Annotated in this window: 14 protein-coding genes; 6 read left to right on the top strand and 8 right to left on the bottom strand. The window is 56.9% G+C overall.

The features are described 5' to 3' along the window. Positions 1-9: 9 nt before the first annotated feature. Positions 10-1368: a M20/M25/M40 family metallo-hydrolase gene (locus MTX78_RS08780; RefSeq protein ID WP_243801800.1), complete on the bottom strand. Its 1359-nt coding sequence runs from the start codon at positions 1366-1368 to the stop codon at positions 10-12. Between the two features lie 342 nt (positions 1369-1710). On the opposite strand from MTX78_RS08780, the gene MTX78_RS08775 reads away from it, so the two are divergent. After that, positions 1711-2142 (top strand): META domain-containing protein, encoded by a 432-nt coding sequence (locus MTX78_RS08775; protein ID WP_243801798.1) that lies wholly within the window; start codon positions 1711-1713, stop codon positions 2140-2142. Between the two features lie 35 nt (positions 2143-2177). Here MTX78_RS08775 and MTX78_RS08770 read toward each other — a convergent pair whose 3' ends face one another. Next, positions 2178-2921: a hypothetical protein gene (locus MTX78_RS08770; protein WP_243801796.1), complete on the bottom strand. Its 744-nt coding sequence runs from the start codon at positions 2919-2921 to the stop codon at positions 2178-2180. A gap of 127 nt (positions 2922-3048) precedes the next feature. Further along, complete coding sequence (locus MTX78_RS08765; protein ID WP_243801794.1) at positions 3049-6498, bottom strand: pyruvate carboxylase; 3450 nt, start codon at positions 6496-6498, stop codon at positions 3049-3051. A 275-nt stretch (positions 6499-6773) separates the two neighbouring features. Here MTX78_RS08765 and MTX78_RS08760 point away from each other — a divergent pair, with 275 nt between their 5' ends. The 5 genes from MTX78_RS08760 to MTX78_RS08740 all read left to right on the top strand — a co-directional run bounded on the left by MTX78_RS08760 (position 6774) and on the right by MTX78_RS08740 (position 12158). Continuing rightward, positions 6774-7487 (top strand): SDR family NAD(P)-dependent oxidoreductase, encoded by a 714-nt coding sequence (locus MTX78_RS08760; RefSeq protein WP_243801792.1) that lies wholly within the window; start codon positions 6774-6776, stop codon positions 7485-7487. Between the two features lie 152 nt (positions 7488-7639). Further along, positions 7640-8962, top strand: coding sequence for a cryptochrome/photolyase family protein (locus MTX78_RS08755; RefSeq protein WP_243801790.1), 1323 nt, complete (start codon positions 7640-7642; stop codon positions 8960-8962). 87 nt (positions 8963-9049) lie between these two features. Continuing rightward, entirely contained in the window at positions 9050-9736 is a 687-nt protein-coding gene (locus MTX78_RS08750; protein WP_243801788.1) for a TetR/AcrR family transcriptional regulator, read from the top strand. A gap of 120 nt (positions 9737-9856) precedes the next feature. Continuing rightward, positions 9857-11173 (top strand): ABC1 kinase family protein, encoded by a 1317-nt coding sequence (locus tag MTX78_RS08745; protein ID WP_243801786.1) that lies wholly within the window; start codon positions 9857-9859, stop codon positions 11171-11173. Between the two features lie 121 nt (positions 11174-11294). Continuing rightward, positions 11295-12158 (top strand): dienelactone hydrolase family protein, encoded by an 864-nt coding sequence (locus MTX78_RS08740; protein ID WP_243801784.1) that lies wholly within the window; start codon positions 11295-11297, stop codon positions 12156-12158. 283 nt (positions 12159-12441) lie between these two features. Here the strand turns inward: MTX78_RS08740 and MTX78_RS08735 are convergent, their stop codons facing one another. From MTX78_RS08735 to aroF, 5 genes are all read right to left on the bottom strand, one after another. Beyond that, a complete protein-coding gene (locus MTX78_RS08735; RefSeq protein WP_243801782.1) occupies positions 12442-13176 on the bottom strand; it encodes a phenylalanine 4-monooxygenase in 735 nt (244 codons plus the stop codon). 420 nt (positions 13177-13596) lie between these two features. Beyond that, a complete protein-coding gene (locus MTX78_RS08730) occupies positions 13597-14637 on the bottom strand; it encodes a DoxX family protein (RefSeq protein WP_243801780.1) in 1041 nt (346 codons plus the stop codon). A gap of 64 nt (positions 14638-14701) precedes the next feature. Then, positions 14702-15070, bottom strand: coding sequence for a hypothetical protein (locus MTX78_RS08725; protein ID WP_243801778.1), 369 nt, complete (start codon positions 15068-15070; stop codon positions 14702-14704). 88 nt (positions 15071-15158) lie between these two features. After that, positions 15159-16526, bottom strand: a complete 1368-nt coding sequence (locus tag MTX78_RS08720; RefSeq protein WP_243801777.1) for a helix-turn-helix domain-containing protein — start codon at positions 16524-16526, stop codon at positions 15159-15161. A 249-nt stretch (positions 16527-16775) separates the two neighbouring features. Next, positions 16776-17789: a 3-deoxy-7-phosphoheptulonate synthase gene (aroF, locus tag MTX78_RS08715; RefSeq protein ID WP_243801775.1), complete on the bottom strand. Its 1014-nt coding sequence runs from the start codon at positions 17787-17789 to the stop codon at positions 16776-16778. Between the last annotated feature and the right edge of the window lie 56 nt (positions 17790-17845).

Below are 17845 nucleotides of genomic sequence, written 5' to 3'. Positions count from 1 at the left end.
AATGCGCAGCTAGGGCTTTGCAGGGGTTTCGAGTGTGATGCGGGTAGGCGTCTGTTGGCCGGCGACAATGCCAGTAGCACTGCGCGCAATGGCTGTAATAACGGCTGTCATGTTGGCTAGGTCCAACGATTCCACCTCATCGTCAACGGAATGGTACAGCTTGTCGGTTGGAATCTGGTCAGTGCTGATGCTGTGCGCGGGTACTCCCAGCCGGGCTAATGTTGCGTTGTCGGAACGGAAAAACAAGTTTTGCTCGGGGTATGGATCGGGCTCGAAGCGAAACGGCGTTCCTTTCAGATTCGCTTGCAGCAACGGGCCGAAGTCGGACCTTTCGAAACCGGTGATAAATGCGGTGTTCGGCCCGAACTTGGCCGGCTTCCCGATCATCTCGATGTTGAACATAGCAACTACCTTCACCGGATCAAGCTGTTTCGAGAAGTGCTGGGAGCCGAAGCCACCTATTTCCTCGGCCGTGAAAGCCACGAAGACCAGGGTGCGGGCGTTGTCGTTTTTCTTTTTGAAGTATTCTGCCAGCGCCACTACGGCCGTGGTGCCGCTGGCGTCATCGTCGGCCCCGTTGGCAATAGAATCGCCGGCTACGGGCGGCAGCACCCCAATATGGTCGTAGTGCGCCGAGAAGACCACTTGTTCGGCCGTCCGAGCAGGATCTTTGCCCGGCAGCACGCCTACCACGTTGCGGAGCTCTAGGGTGCGCGTGGTGGTATTGCCGGCTACTTTGAAAGTCACTTTAGGAGCGTTCGGGGCAGGAGCTAACAGCACGATGCTCGAGAACGGGTTGCCGGTTTTGTCGGCCCGGATGGTACTGTGGCTTACGTATTCGGCCAAGCGCTTGAAGTCAGCAGCATGAGTTGGGTCCAACAACACCACGGTATTCTCGGTCGGGCGCAGCATGGCCCGCATGTGCTGCTGCGGTTTCTCCTGGGGGCCTATAACCAGCACCCGTGCGGCAGCCTCATCCTCACTGGTCCAGTTCAAGTGGGCCTGGCTGGAAATCAGCAGCGCGTTTTCTTTGGCTACGGGTGCGTTGTTGATCGTCACGAATAGCGCAGCCACTTGCGACTCATACGCTGGAAAAACCTGTTCGTAGCTGCTCAGGCCGGGCAACATCTGGAGCCCCAGACGCTGAAACTCAGTGGACAGAAACTGAGCCGCCTGTAAGCCGCCAGGTTTGACGGAGGAGCGCCCTTGCATGCCATCGGCCGCCAGAGTTTGTATTACCCGCTCTACAGTAGCCGCCGAAACGCTCGGTTTAGCAGCAGCTACCGGTGCCCGCTTTTTTTGAGCCTGTGCATCTAGAGGTAGTGAAAAAAGGAGGGAGAGAAAGCAGAGAACAGAGAGGTTGCGCATACTACAAAATAAACATTTTGTTAATTCTCAGACGAGGTTCCGTCAGTAAATCATCCTGAAAATTCTATTTTCTAATTCGAGGTCCAAAAGGCTGGCATCCTGCTAGTAAGCGTTTCATCTACTAGGGCGCTATCTGGATTGGCTAGCTTTTGTTGCCATTCAGCCTTTTCGTTTGTCTGGGCTGCGGTAAAGGTTTTACTTGTCGTTTCCCTTCGCTGGCGCGGTTATGGCAGTGAAATGCTGGTATTTCGTTGTTTTTATATAGCTCTCTTTTCGCCCCAACTGATGCAAACTTTCTCTTGTGCTTTTCGCGCTGTTGCCCCGGTAGCCTCTTTTCTTTCTTTGCTACTCGCTTCGTGCCAGACGACGCCCCCAAGTACCACTACCTCCCCCATTGTGTCAGTACCGAGCACTACGCCGGCAGCCCCCTTGCGCAACACGCGTTGGGTGCTGCGTACCATGAACAACCAACCGGTGGCCACGCCTACCAACGGAGAACCTTATCTGTTGCTGCGCAACGAAGAGCAAAATGCGGAAGGCAACGGAGGGTGCAACCGCTTCCGAGGCTCGTTTGAATTACCCGCCGACGGACAGCTCCGTTTTGGTCCGTTGCTTTCCACTAAGATGGCTTGCCCCGACCTTTCCACAGAAAGCGCCTTTCTCGACGTACTCAGCAAAACCCGCACTTACCAGATCAGCGGCGATACGCTGCGGCTATTTCAAGAAACGGCCACCCAGCCTTCGGCCGTACTGCACGCCGTGTATCTGCACTAGCACCGCTTTCCGTCGGAAGCAGAGCCGCGTGTTACTTACTTAGGGTCAAGAGAGGCAAATACCGCCGCCCACTCGGCATCCGTCTTGGCTGCCTGGGCGGCGGCGGACTGCTTTAGTGCCGTCGCCAGTTCTGGGGCCGCAGTTTGGAGTGCTTTCAGCGTCAGCTTGGTTGGCACGAGCGTGGCATCGAGGCGGCGCACAAAGTATACGTTCTTGTCTTCCAGCGTGTCGTACGAGTCGCCTTTGCTATACGGGCCGGCACTGTTGGCTTTGCGCAGCACCTTCACGTACCGCTTCAGCAAGGAATACCGGTTTTCGTGCAGCACCTCCACGTAGTCGGTGCGCTGGTAAGCGACGGGAGCTTCTTCGAAGCGTCGGAATACGCGCCGACGGCTTTGCGTAGTGCCGGCAACAGGTTCTTCCAGCTCGAAATACGTTACCAATCGGTCGTCGAGCTGCAACGAATCAGCCGTTGAATTCAATGGCCGCATCAGCAGCCGGTGGTGCAGCACGTCGTACTTGAGAGGTACGGGCGCTAGCGGCACTTTGCTGGAAAGCGTAATTCTGGCCAGCAGCCACCGGTTATCGACATAAGGCGTTCCTATCATTCCGGCACTTGATGCCCCCCGCACAATGGCCGCGTCTCCCCTACCCAGTGCATTGATATTGGCCTGGGCCGCAGCGCCTGTTTGCTCGATGGCTGGCACCGCCGTTTGCTGGGCGTAGGTGGTGGTGGCCACCGACAGCAACGTAGCACTGAGAAGCAGGCGCGTACTCATTGTTTCAGCTATAATCTTGGTTAACGAATACGTCAAGTATACGCGTTTCAAAGCAAATGGCCACCCGCACAAGTTCTTGTGGGGGTGGCCATTTGAAGTCAATAGGCGACGCACTGCGCGCCTGCTTTTATGCCAGGGTCAGCACCAAATCGTCGGCGTTGACCAACGTGCCTTCGGGTAGGTGCAGGCTTTGCACGGTGGTGTCTTCGGGGGCGGTGATGGTGGTTTCCATTTTCATGGCCTCGATGATGAAAAGGGGCGTGTTGCGCTTCACTTCCTCACCGTCTTTTACCAGCACCCTCGAAAGCAGCCCTTGCAGTGGCGCTCCTACCTGCTTAGTGTTTACTTTGTCGGCTTTCTGGTTTTGCACGCGCTTCACTTCCACGCTCAGGTCGCGCACTTCCACGTTGCGGGTTTGGCCGTTGAGGTTGAAGAAGATGGTGCGGTTGCCGTCCTCGTTCACGGTGCCAATGGACTGCAAGCCGACAATGATGCTTTTGCCACGGGCAATGTCCACAATGGTTTCCTCGCCGGGCTGCAAGCCATAATAGAACACCGGAGTCGGCACAATGCTGGCGTCTCCGTACTGTACCAGGTGTGCCCAATACTGCTCGAACACCTTGGGGTACAGTAGCCACGACAGCAAGTCGGTGAACTTCACGCTGGGTCCGAACTTCTCCTCGAACTTCTGCCATTCCGCTTCGAAATCAATGGGCGCCAGATGCTCGTTTGGCCGGTCGGTGAATGGCTGCTCGCCCTTGAGGATTACCCGTTGCACGTCCTCGGGCCATCCCCCTTCGGGCTGTCCAATGTCGCCCCGGAACAGGTCCCGCACCGATTCGGGGAAGCTTAAGCTTTCGCCGCGTTCCAGTACGTCCTGGGTGGTTAGGTTGTTGGAAACCAGGAACAGTGCCATATCTCCCACCACTTTCGAGGAAGGCGTCACTTTCGTGATGTCGCCGAACAGCAGGTTTACATCAGCAAACGTGCTCTTGATGGTTTCGAACTTGTCGAGCAAGCCGAGAGCCGCCGCCTGGGGCCGGAGGTTGCTGTATTGCCCGCCCGGAATTTCGTGCTGAAACACCTCGGAGTTGCCGGCCTTCAGGCCCGATTCGAAAGGATAATAATGCTCGCGTACTGTTTCCCAATAGTTGCTGAATTCGTTGAGGGAAGACTGGTTGAACTCGCGGTGGCGCGGCTGCCCACGCATCATCTCCACAATGGAGTTGAAGTTGGGCTGCGAGGTAAGCCCCGACAAACTGCCCAGCGCTACGTCAATTACGTCAACGCCGGCTTCCACTGCTTTCAGGTAGGTAGCGGCTTGCAACGACGACGTATCATGGGTGTGCAAGTGAATGGGCAGGCTGATGGTTTCGCGCAAGGCCGTGACAAGTTCGGTGGCAGCATACGGCTTCAGCAGCCCCGCCATGTCCTTGATGCAGAGAATGTGCGCCCCAGCGTCCTCGATCTGGCGGGCCAGCCGCAGGTAGTACTCTAGGTTGTATTTCTGGTTGCGCTTGGGGTCCAGAATGTCGCCGGTGTAGCAGATACTGGCTTCCGCCAGCCGGTCGGTTTTGTTGCGGACAAAGCCAATGCACGCTTCCATCCCCGGCATCCAGTTCAAGGAGTCGAAGATGCGGAACACGTCAATCCCCGTTTCGGCAGCCTGCTGCACAAACCGCTCGGTGAGGTTGTCGGGGTAGGCTTTGTAGCCCACGCCGTTGGCCCCCCGAATCAGCATTTGCAGCAAAATGTTCGGAATGGCCTTGCGCAGTTGGGCTAGGCGGGCCCACGGGTCTTCGTGCAGAAAGCGGAGCGCCACATCGAACGTGGCACCGCCCCAGCACTCCAGCGAGAAAGTTTGGGGATGCTGGTGGGCATAGCGCTCAGCTACCTTCATCATATCCGAGGTCCGCATGCGGGTAGCCAGCAGGCTCTGGTGCGAATCGCGCAGCGTGGTATCGGTGTAGTGAATCTGCGTGTCGTTCCGCAGCCACTTAGCAAATTCCTCGGGGCCAAGCTCGGTGAGTTTGTTTTTAGTGCCGGGCTGCAACGGCGCATCGGGGTTGTAGTGGGGCAGCCGCGGCTTGCGCAGCTCCCGGCGCTCGTCCACCAGGCCTTTCACGTCCGGGTTACCGTTCACGATAATCTCGCCCAGGAAGTTGAGCACCTTGCTGGCGCGGTCTTGGCGGGTTTTGAACTTGAACAGCTCCGGGTGGTCCTTGATGAAGTCAACGTTGGCCTCCCCGCCCCCGAAGATGGGATGGGCAATGATGTTTTGCAGAAACTGGATGTTGGTGCGCACGCCCCGCACCCGAAACTCATCGAGCGTACGAGCCATTTTGGTGGCCGCCTCCCCCAAGCTGGGAGCATGGGTGGAAACCTTCACCAGCAGCGAATCGAAGAAGGGCGACACCTTTACGCCGGTGTACACCGAGCCCTGGTCGAGGCGGATGCCGAAGCCCCCGGCCGAGCGGTAGGCCGTGATGGTGCCGTAGTCGGGCTTGAAGTCGTTGGTGGGGTCTTCGGTGGTAATGCGGCACTGGATGGCGTAGCCGTTCTTTAGAGGCTTATGGTCGCCGCCCAAGCCTATTTCGGGCGCGGTAAGGCGCTTGCCATCGGCAATGTGCAGCTGGGTTTTAATCAGGTCCACGCCCGTAATCATCTCCGTAACGGTGTGCTCCACCTGTATGCGGGGGTTCACTTCGATAAAGTAAATCCGGTCGTGCTCGGGGTTCACCAGAAATTCGACGGTACCCACGTTGTTGTAGTTCACCGCCCGGCCCAGGCGCAGCGCATACTCATACAAGAGGTGGCGCATGTGGTCGGGTAGGTTGAGGGAAGGTGCCACTTCCACTACCTTTTGGTAGCGCCGCTGCACCGAACAGTCCCGCTCATAGAGGTGCACCAAGCCACCGTGGTTGTCGGCTACCAGCTGCACTTCAATGTGCTTGGGTTGCTCCACATACTTCTCCAGAAACACGGTGTCGTCGCCGAAAGCCTTCAAGGCTTCGTTGCGGGCCTCGAAGAAGCCGCGCTCCAGTTGCTCGTCGTCCCGAATGACGCGCATGCCCCGGCCGCCCCCGCCGGAAGCCGCTTTCAACATTACGGGGTACCCGATGCGGTGGGCTTCCTCTAGGGCAATCGGCAGGTCGGTGAGGTCTTGGATGCTGCTCTCGATAATGGGCACCTGACACTCCACGGCCACTTTTTTGGCGGCTACTTTGTCGCCCAGCGCATCCATCACCTCGGGCCGCGGCCCCACGAAGATGATGCCTTCCTCTGCGCACCGCCGGGCCAGCGTCGCGTTTTCCGATAGAAACCCGTAACCCGGATGAATTGCCGTTACACCGTTGTCCTTGGCCACCCGAATTAGGCCTTCGATGTCCAGATACGGCTTCAGCGGCTCGTCGTCGCGCCCGATCTGATACGCTTCGTCGGCTTTGTAGCGGTGCAGCGAGTAACGGTCTTCGTAGGTGTAAACTGCTACCGTGGTGATGCCTAACTCGGTGGCAGCACGCATGACGCGGATGGCAATTTCGCCTCGATTGGCAACAAGCAGCTTGCGGATGTTCATCTTGGAATGCAGTGTTTGAATGGAAAAGAAATGCGAGTAGCAAGCTACTGAAGAAGTTGGGAAATGCTAGCGAAAATTCGCTCTCTACTTCCTGTGCTATCAACTTCCGGAATAATTACAGCCAAAGTAGAGCGCACACCAGTATTCCAAATTTTCTAAAATCGCGATTCTACGATTTCTAACGACGGGATTTTCATGGGTTTTTTCCACTACCCCACGCAAACCTTACCTGCACCGTTCAGTTGTCAAGGCATAATCTCACCTGACTTCATTGCATGGAATTCGCTAACAAAAACATTCTGCTCGTGGGCGCTTCCTCGGGTATTGGGCTGGCCACTACGAAGTTGCTGCACAAACTCAACGCGAATCTGTACACGGCGTCCCGTCACCTCACGCCCGAACTGGCGGCGCTGGACACCACCTTTCTCGAGCTGGACGTAACCAACCCAGTGGGCAACCTACTGGACAGTTTGCCTGATGAGCTGCACGGCGTGGTGTATTGCCCAGGCAGCATCAAATTGCGCCCGTTCGAGCGAATTCCAGTGGACGATTTCCGGGCTGACTTCGAGCTGAACGTGTTGGGTGCCGTGCAGGTGCTCCAGGCCACTATGAAGCGGCTCAAGAAAGCCGGAAACGCCTCTGTTGTGCTGTTCAGCACGGTGGCCGCCGACACGGGCATGAGCTTCCACGCCAGCATTGCCACTGCCAAAGCCGCCATAGAGGGCCTTACCCGCGCCCTAGCCGCGGAGTATGCCGCCAGCAACATCCGGGTGAATGCAGTGGCCCCTTCCCTCACCAACACGCCCTTGGCCGCGGCCCTACTCAACACACCCGAAAAAGCGGAAGCTGGTGCCAAGCGCCATCCCTTGCAGCGGATTGGCCAGCCCGAGGACCTAGCGTACATGGCCTCCTTCCTGCTCTCCGACCACAGTTCCTTTATCACCGGCCAAATTTTACCCGTGGATGGCGGGATGGGCCGCTTGAAGTAGGGTGGTAGTTGACTGCTGGTTGATGAGTGTAGGGGCAGACTTTACTTGCTACGCATACAGATGTTAAGCACGACGCTTTACTTTGTCCGTATAAAGCGAAGCAAGACTATTTATCTGGCAATCATCAACCAGCAATCAGCCATTACCTTACAATGAAGATTACGCTCTTTTGGCACCGGCGCGACATCCGTATCCACGATAATGCGGGTTTGACGGCCGCTTTGCAAAGTGGTCTCCCCGTGGTGCCGCTCTTTATCTACGACCGAGAAATCCTGGACTTGCTGCCAAGCCGGCAGGATGCGCGGGTCACGTTTATTTATGACGAAGTAGAACGAATAGGCCGGAAAACAGCCCAATCGGGCGGGCAGTTGCTGGCGTTTTATGGTCGGCCGCTGGAAGTTTTTGCGCAGCTTCTAACCACGTACGAGGTGGCGGCGGTGTATACCAACGAAGACTACGAACCCTACGCCACCGAGCGAGATACCGCCGTAGCGGCGCTGTGCGCGCAACACGGTGCCACGTTCCAGGCGCTGAAAGACCAGGTGATTTTCGCGAAGAACGAGCTGCTGGGCAAATCGGGAAGGCCATCGAAGGTGTTTGGCGCCTACCGCAAGGCGTGGCTGGAAGCCCTGCGCGACGAGCAGCTTCAGCCGTATCCATCCGCAGAGCTGTTTACCACATCCAACCTCGTGAAGCTCCCTAACGCCCCAAGCCGCCCTACACTCGCGGAAATGGGGTTCGAGGAGTTTCGGCAGTTTATACCAGCCGCGGAGTTGCCAACTGAAAGCCTGGTCCGCAACTACCACCTCACCCGCAACACCCCCGGCCGGGTGGATAGCAGCACGCGCCGCTCGGTGCATTTGCGCTTCGGTACGCTGAGCGTACGCGAACTGATGCAGCAAGCGCAGCAACTGAACCCAAAGCTGCTAGCGGAGCTTATCTGGCGCGACTATTTCATGATGCTGCTCTGGCACTACCCCATCACCGCCACGGAAAGCTATGAGCCGCGCCTGCGCCACGTGCCCTACCGCAACAATGAAGAAGAATTTCAGGCTTGGTGCGAAGGCCGTACGGGCTATCCGCTGGTGGATGCCGGTATGCGCGAGCTAAACAAAACCGGCTACATGCCCAACCGGGCCCGCATTGCCACGGCTGGTTTCCTGGTGAAACACCTGCTGATTGATTGGCGCTGGGGAGACAAATACTTTTCCGACAAGCTCCTCGACTACGATATGAGCCAAAACGTGGGCAATTGGCAATGGATGGCGGGTACGGGCGTAGTGGCTGCGCCCTGGTTCCGCGTGTACAGCCCCGAAAGTCAGCTCAAGCAATATGATCCTGAGCTAGCCTACGTGAAGAAATGGGTGCCTGAATACGGTACCGCTGCCTACCCTGCTCCTATTGTAGACCACAAATTTGCGCGCGAACGGGCCATAGACACGTTCCGGACAGCGTATCGGGCGGCGGCAGTTTAGAGCGCCTGTTGCCCGCCGCGTATGTAGGTGCTAATCTGTTGGGCTGACCCTCAACTTATCGGCTAGTTGTGTGGTTATACCTGTACTATGGAACAGCAACCTTCGCCCCCCGTAACGCCCGAGACTGCCAACACAGCGAAAGTCCGGATCAAGCAAGCCTACCTCGACTATGTGCTAGACAAAGGCAGAACGCCGGCCTCGGTCTATAAGCTCACCAAGAAGCTTGGTTTGCCGGAGCAGGAATTCTACCTCCATTACGCCACCTTCGAGGCTATCGACCGGGAACTATGGGCCGACTTCGGCCGGGAAGCCCGGGACACGGCCGCCAAAGAGCCCGTTTGGGAGCAATACGGAGCCCGCGAAAAGCTGCTGGCTTTCTATTACACGCTCATCGAGATTCTGAAGCGCAACCGCAGCTACGCACTCAATGCCCTGCGCCGCTCACTTTCGAAGATGCCCGGTTTCACGCCGCGGGTCCTCGACGATTTCCGGCAGGAGTTCGAAGACTTTGTGGATGAGCTACTGCGCGAAGGTCGCCGCACCGACGAAATAGCCAGCCGCCAGCTTATTCAGGACGGCTACCCGCGTTTCTTCTGGCAGCAACAACTGTTTGTGCTCGGCTTCTTCGCCAAAGATGAGAGCATCAACTTCGAACGCACCGATGCTGCCATTGAAAAGGCCGTGACGCTGAGCTTCGACTTGGTGGGCCGCAACACGCTGGACTCGGCCACCGACTTCGTGCGTTTTTTGCTGCACAGCCGGCGCCGGCGCTAAATAGCCAGTTAGCACATTAGGCGGGCCAGCCTGGTGCGCTAGCTGTTCGCCGCCACGCTCTACACTATACCGGATACCTATTCCACCCGGCCAAAGCGCTGCTTTGTGGCGCACCCCCACATGTCCGAACCAATCGATAGTACCTCGCTGTCCTCTTTGCCTACCACCAAAGTAGCTCGTGCAGCCCGCTTTGCTCGCACGGGCCTGAACGTAGGGGCGAACTATGTGAAGCACTACGCCAAACGTGCCGTAGGCGCGGAAAGCACCACCGACGATTTGCACGCCGCCAACGCCGCCGAGCTCTACGGTACACTGAGCGAAATGAAGGGCTCGGTGCTGAAAGTAGCGCAGATGCTGGCCATGGAGAAAAACCTGCTGCCTACCGCCTACGCCGACCAATTTGCGCAAGCTCAGTACCAGACACCGCCTTTGTCGGGCCCCCTAATCGTGAAGGCCTTCCGCGACGCCTTCGGTAAGTCGCCGTTCGAGGTATTCGAGGAATTTGACATTAAGGCCCGGCAGGCTGCAAGCATTGGGCAGGTGCATTTCGCTCGCAAAGCCGGCAAGCAGCTAGCCGTGAAGGTGCAGTACCCGGGCGTGGCCGACAGTATCCGCTCGGATATTCGGTTGGTGAAACCGATTGCCTTGCGTGTGCTGGGCTTGGATGAAGCCACCGTACGCCCCTACTTGCAGGAGGTGGAAACGCGCCTTATCGAGGAAACCGACTACACTTTGGAACTGCGGCGGGGCCGCGAAATTGCGGCGCAGTGCGCTGCCCTGCCTCATCTGGAGTTTGCCGCTTATTACTCGGAGCTTTCCTCAGCCCGCATTCTAACCATGGATTGGCTGCCGGGCCAGCACCTCAAGGAGTTTCTAGCCACCGCTCCCACGCAAGCGGTACGCAACCAAGTAGGGCAGGCGTTGTGGGACTTCTACATGTTCCAGCTAAACCAGTTGCGCATGGTACACGCCGACCCGCACCCCGGCAATTTTCTGCTGCGCGCCGACAATGGGGGCACCGTGGGCGTGTTGGATTTCGGCTGCGTGAAAGAGATTCCCGCCGACGTGCACCGACTCTTCACTGACCTGCTCACCCCCGAAACACTCGCTGACCGCACCCGCTTGGCGGCCCTGCTCACGGAGGCCGGTATTCTCCGCGCCGACGATGCCGCTACCCGGCAGAACTTCTACTTGGATACCATGCAAGCCTCGCTGGAGTTGGTAGGCCGCCCGTTCCGACAGGATGTATTCGACTTCGGCGACCCAGCCTACATGCAGGCGCTGTATGCCCTCGGCAACGACCTAATGCAGCAGCCTGAGTTGCGCCAACAGCGCGAGCCGCGCGGTTCCGAGCACTTTATCTACCTGAACCGCACGTATGTGGGGCTGTACGCGCTACTCACCGAGCTTCGGGCCGAAGTACGCACAGCCGCTTAGGCAAGCCGCTCTCCAAACTATTGCCCGGCCTGCGGGTTAATGCGTCCCGATTGTACCTGATCCATGTTGCTACAGGAATCAGGCGCGGTCGGGACTTTATTTTCCATCTTTCTCACACCTCATGAAAAAAATCTGGACCCTCTGCACCATCCTGCTGAGTACGATTACTATGGCCTCTGCTCAAAGCACCATGAGCTGCTGCGTGAAACCTGCCAGCCAGAATGCCACGGAAGCATTTGCCATGCTCGCCACCAACGAAGACTTTTCTGGCGGCCATGATGCCCCCCTGCCCTACACCTACGCAGGCACTGGCCAAGCTATTGAGTTCAAAACGCCCGACGGCCAAACTGGCAAAGGCTTCGAAATCAAGAGCGCCACTACTTCCAACAAGTACCTCTTCGTGATTCATGAGTGGTGGGGCCTCAACGACTACATCAAACAGGAAGCTGCGAAGTACGCCCAAGACCTTCCCGGCGTCAACATCATTGCCCTCGACCTCTATGACGGCCAGGTAGCCACTACCCCCGAAGAGGCCGGCAAGTACATGCAAACGGTGAAAACCGACCGGGCGCAGGCTATTATCAAAGGAGCTATGCAATATGCTGGTGCCAACGCCAAAGTAGCGAGTGTGGGCTGGTGCTTCGGGGGTGGCTGGAGCTTGCAAACTGCCTTGCTAGCGGGCCCCAAAGCTGTGGGTTGCGTGATGTACTACGGCATGCCCGAGAAGGATGTAGCTAAGCTCAAGACCCTGAACACCGACGTGCTAGGTATCTTTGCCAGCCAGGACAAGTGGATCAGCCCCGAAGTAGCTGCGCAATTTCAGAAGGATATGGCCGCCGCTAAAAAGAAGGTCACCATCAAGAGTTACGATGCCGACCACGCCTTCGCTAACCCCTCCAACCCGAAGTACAACAAAGCCTACGGCGACGATGCTCATGCGCTGTCCGTAGCGTATTTAAAGAAGAGCTTCAAGCTAAAAAGCTAGCCGCAATCCGGTGGCTTGTGCCGTATTGCGCACCACTCCCATACTCCCGTAACACAACAGGCCCATCTGACGACGGGCCTGTTGTGTTACGGAACCTACAGTTAATTATTCCGCCAAAGCAACAAGCCAATAGAGCAGAAACCCGTTTACCCGGTAAAGGTCTACCAGAGTCAGAAGCAGCGGAGATAATAGTATCCCCCCTCGTACCACCGCCGTTCTACATCCCGAAAAGTAGTTGAACAGGCTTCTACACTATTGCTTGTTGTATTTTGAACGGGCTCTTTTATTCCACGGGTTTCAGTTGCCAATCGGACGCCAGAAGGGCTGCTAACTCGGCTACGCTGCCCGTGAGATGCTCCCAATTAGGCAGCACGAAATACAGGTCTTGCAAATGCGCTTCGCTGTAGGGCGTGTGCAATACCGTAGCTAGGTCGAACGGCCGGCGGTTGCTGTCGTCGGCAATGCAATGGTGAATCTCGCCCGATGAAGACAGCAAACCAGCCCCGTACATGCGGGTAACACCCTCCTCCTCTACCAGCCCAAACTGCACTGTGAAGCCGTAGAGCCGGTCTAGCCGCTCTAAGGCGGCGGCATCATGCAGGTGCTGCGCCGCCACATGACCGAGCACGTGCAAGAAGTCGGCAAAGGCTTGGTTCATCAGCAACGGTACGTGCCCGAATACTCCGTGAAACAAATCGGGCTCCTCGATGAAGTCGAACTGCGCCATAGACCGGATCCAAACGGTAGCCGGGAACTTGCGCTGCGCCAGCAACCCGAAGAACTCGGCGTCGTTGAGCATGCCCTGCACGGGCTCTAGCTGCCAACCGGTGGCTTTCTGCAGCCGCTCGCTGGTTTCCTCGAAGTTGGGAATAGCGTTGCGGTGAAACCCAATGCGTTGTAGGCCCTCAGAAAAGGCGTGGCAAGCGCGTTTGTGCAGCAGAGCCGTTTGGCGGTCGAACAATACTTTCCAAACCAATTGGTCTTGGGCAGTGTACCGGTCGTAGTGTTGCTGTAACATGGGTATAAAACTATAAAGCAGAAAAAAGCCCGGCTCCTTGGGTTAGGAGTCGGGCTGGATAAGGTTTCAGAGGTTAAGCGTCATGATTCGCTTCTAGCTTCCGTACCGGCAGAGCAGCCCGATTCCGTCCCGCGCGGGACGAATATTGGTTAGGCAAAACTGTTTCACTAGCTGGTGCGACATCATGTCAACAAATATAGAGTATGCTGCAAATAACTTGTATGCGTCGAGCTTGTATTTTTTCAGCGGATGCCAAAAACTTGTATACATTTTCCAAATAACACCCTTTTTTCGAAGGTGCATTTCACGCTTTTACATAACTTTTAGATAACACCCCCTTAACACATAAGGTCGTTTTACATAATCTTTGAACTTGTCGCGGAAGCATACCTTTTTTTGAATGCGTTAGGTTTTGTGGTATTAACGCTGAAACTGGTACTTGTTGCGGGTGATAAAGCCGGGCGCGTTGTCGCATTTCACTTCCTTCACCACTGAAAACTGATGGTCATTTAATGAAAGAGTCCGCTTAATTAAGCAGCTTTTTTGGTTGTCCTCGCCCCGGCCTTCCAGCACGAGTTGCAGTGTTTTATCAGGTAGGCGGGTTTTGTTGCTGACCTGTAGCGGAACTCCGTCCCAAACGAGTTGGGTGCCGTCGGTTGACAGTTGCACCTTGTCGTAGCCTTTGACTTGCTTGCCGTTAGGCTCTTGGTAGACGAAATTGAGCACCAGTTCTTGCGGCGCAGACTGCATTCCGTTCAGAACCGTGACCAGCGTGACGGCCCGTTGGCTCTTGTAATCAAGGTAGGTTAAAGAGCCATTCCACTGTTGAGCAATGGCTTTAAGTTCCTGCATAGTTACGGTGGCAGGAGCCGCCAAAGAGTGAGCTGCCACCGAGCCAGCCACCAAAAGCAGAAGTACCGTTGCCATGCGAGCTTGCACTGTACTGACTAGCCGAGTATCGGGCAAAAGGCTACCCCTTTTCTGCAACATCCAGTAATCCAAGGAATACCGCCCGCCACCTACCGCTGCGGTAAGTGCGAAGGCCCAAAACAGCAACTGCTGATAATACATACCCACAAGGAGTTCGGGCTCCTTGTACCAGAGGAAGGCAATGATGAGAAACTGAAAAGCTAGCTGTAGTCCGTTCCAACGGGTGAGCAGCCCCACCGCAACCAGGAGGCCACCTACACATTCGCCCCACGCCGCCAGCCAAGCCCAACTGTACGGCGAGGGGTACGTGAAGCCCAGGTTGGCAACTTGCTGCACAAACCAGTCGGGCGGCGCCAAGGGCGCGGTGCCGACAGCTAGCTTGGCGGCTTCGTGCGTGGTGGTGAGGTGAACAAGTTTAGACCAGCCTGCCCCTACGGCAATGGACAGCCCAAGGTGTAAGCGAAATAGCAACCAAGTGATATCAGCGAAGCGGGATGAGAAGGGGTGCGCGTTGAACAGTAGCTTTTTCATCGGACGAGTCAAGCAAAAGGATAGAATACATGCAGGGACTTTGCGGCCTTATCGGCCAGTGCCCTCACTGCTCATGCTCAAGCCAGACTCGCCAACGATGCGCAGACTCAAGTTGGCCTTGGTGGCGGTGGGATTGACGAGTACGGCAGCCGAACCAGCCGCGAAACGCAACGTCGCTTGCTGGCCGGGTTTTCAGGGTGCCTTTGCTGAGCAAGGCGCCACTGGCGGGTCGTTCCTTCACCTCTACGGCGGCTTTGCCCACATTGCGGGCTGCTACTTTGAAGGCACCGCGTTGGTTGCCGCCCAGCACAAACTGCTTGCCGGGCTCGATAAATAAATCGGAATGCACGCTGCCCCAGCACGCGCTAGTGAGTGAAAGCCAGCCAACCAGCACGGCTAACGGGGACTGATACGAGAAGAGCAGGGTACGCATAGCGAGGTAGAATTCGTGGAATGATGTTCCAAAGCAACGCCCTCTCCTACCTCCAAACGCCCCAGATTACCTTACGGGACGTCCCATCTTATGAATTGAGCCCTGCTGCCACCTCGCTCGGTGTTGACCCACGCAGCTTTTTAAACACCCTGTTGAAAGTGGACTTGGAATTGAAGCCCGATTCCAGCGCCACGGCCAGCAGCGTATAATGCTGGAAGCGTGGGTCGCGCAGACGCCGCTCGGCTTCGCACACCCGGTACTCGTTCACATAGTCGTTGAAGTTCTGGTTGAAACCGGTATTAATAACCCGGGACAGCACCGAGGTATTCGTGCCTAGCCGAGTTGCCAGTTCCGGCAGCGTCAGGTTGGGTGCCAGGTAGGGTTGGTCGGTAGCCATGAGGTCGGTGAGGCGAACTGCCCACCGGGCCAGTTCCGGGTCGGTGGCTTCGTTGGGCGGCGCTATCGGCGCAGCAGGCAGTACCTCCGTGGCAGGCTCTGCGAAAAGCACAACAGACGCGTGTTCTGCGTCATGGGCCACTAGCGGACGCGAGGAAGTTGCACTAATTGCCTGCTCAGAAGCAAGCAGCGTTTCCGGCTGTTGCCTGGGTAACAAGCCCGATGACACGTGTGCAGGCAAGCTCTCTGTTGCTACCGTAGCAAGGCGAAAATGCAGGGGAGCGGCCAGCCGGTCATGCGTCAGCAGGCCGGCAATACTCAGAAAGTAAATCAGGATGCCGGTAGCCAGAAACTCATACCAAGCCTGGTAATAATTGAGTTGCATCACGCTCACATTCACCACCGAGAACAGAAAGGTGACGCTCACGCCCAGCAGCATGGCCACCAGCAAATTACGTAGCCATATAAACCGAATCTGCTCGGTGTCGGAGAAATAGTCGTTGATGTAGCGGCGGTACTGTTGGTACTCGCGCAGTGTCAGCCAGGCATACCACGCCACCGATACGTAGCCCAGTGCCTCCACCCAGAAGCTCACGCCCTCTTGCATGGCTGCCAGCAGGCCCTTGGTGCCGAAATGATACGGAAAAGGTATACCGCGCACCCCGTGTGTCCAGCCCACGTCCACGCCGAAGGCCACCGCCCGCCACCCCAGATACAAGAGCGCCGGTAGGAAATGGAGCATTTCGCGCCGCCCAAACCGAAACTCCTGGTTGGTGAGGCTGCGGAAATAAAAGTAGAGCGTTGGCCCTATCGCCAGTGAATTCCCGAAGGGGAAGTAGAACATAAAGGTCGACAAGGCGTTGTGCGCATCGTACCAACCGCCAAACCCGAGCATCCATTGCGCCAGCCGCACGGTGTGCAGCAACAGCAGCAGTGCCAGCCACCCATCCGAGGCCGTACCATGCCGTCGGCCGCGCGTCAGCAGCACCACGCTCACCACCACTCCTTGCAGAAAGAAAGGCAGCAGCAAACCACTATAGGCGCTAAAGGTGAAGGTCATAGGGCCTAATCTACGAAACACCCTCTATTTAGCTCTCACGCAGCAAGTAGGTTGTATGAGCCAGGAGCCGAAGCGGATGTTTCGCTCAACAAAGACGGTCAGGCAGTGCGTTGCCAAAGTGTCTCTACCACTTCGGCAACGCACTGCCTGATCGTCTTTTCATTCACTGCTCACACCCTATCCTGGGCGCACCTAGCTCGCAGGATTTGACAAAGCAACGCCCCTCCGTTTCGGGAGAGGCGTTGTTGGTTATTCCAGTTCTTCGCGGAGCGCGTACACCTTGCGCAAGTTTCGAATCAGGCGTGCTGATTCTTGGAAGTTCAAGGTCTGGGCCCCGTCGGAAGCGGCTTCCTCAGGTTTTTCGTGGGCTTCGTAGATAATACCGTCAGCGCCCGCCATTACGCCAGCTAGGGCCATTTGCGGCACATATTCCCGAATGCCGATACCGTGCGAAGGGTCGACGATGACGGGCAGGTGGGTTTTCTCTTTTAGAATAGGCACCGCGTTCAAATCGAGGGTGTTGCGGCTGGCGGTTTCGAAGGTGCGAATACCCCGCTCACACAAAATCAGCTTTTCGTTGCCGCCCGAAAACACGTATTCCGCCGACGATAGCAACTCTTCCAGCGTGCCCGAAATACCGCGCTTGATCATCACGGGCTTGTCCACGCCGCCCAACGCGTCGAGCAGGTTGAAGTTCTGGGTGTTGCGTGCGCCCACCTGAAACACATCCACGTAGTCGTGCATCTGCTCTACCTGCGACACCTGCATCACCTCGGTAATGATTTTGATGCCGCGCGCCCGAGCCATTTGATGAAACAGCTTCAGCCCGTCCATACCCAAGCCCCGAAACGAGTACGGCGACGAACGCGGCTTGAACACGCCCCCACGCATGATACGCACATCGTTGTCAAGCAGGTGCTGCATCATCAGCTCCATCTGCGGCTCGCTTTCGATGCTGCACGGACCGGCCGCCAGCGTCAGGCTACCTTCCCCAATGCGCACCCCGTCGCCGAGGTCCAGCACGGTGGGGCGCACGCGCCACTTGCGGCTCACCAGCTTGTAGTCGTCGGATACCCGATGAATATCCAGGATGCCGGGCAATTGGCCGATGGTGCGCAAGTCGAAATCAGCCTTACCAATAGCCACAAGGTAGTGCGCCCGTTGCGTGGTTACGTCCGTGGCTTTGTACTTCACGGCCTTGATGTGCGCTAAAATATCTGCCTTCGCAGCTTCCGTGATGTGGGGGTCGAGTTGAATTATCATTACGCTATGCGTTCAAAAAGCGTCCAGCTTTGGCAAGCGCCGCAGGACGCCCTTTT

This window comes from Hymenobacter tibetensis (assembly GCF_022827545.1).
In the GTDB taxonomy this organism is placed as follows: Bacteria; Bacteroidota; Bacteroidia; order Cytophagales; family Hymenobacteraceae; genus Hymenobacter; species Hymenobacter tibetensis.
This window is presented reverse-complemented; position numbering and strand designations above follow the sequence as displayed.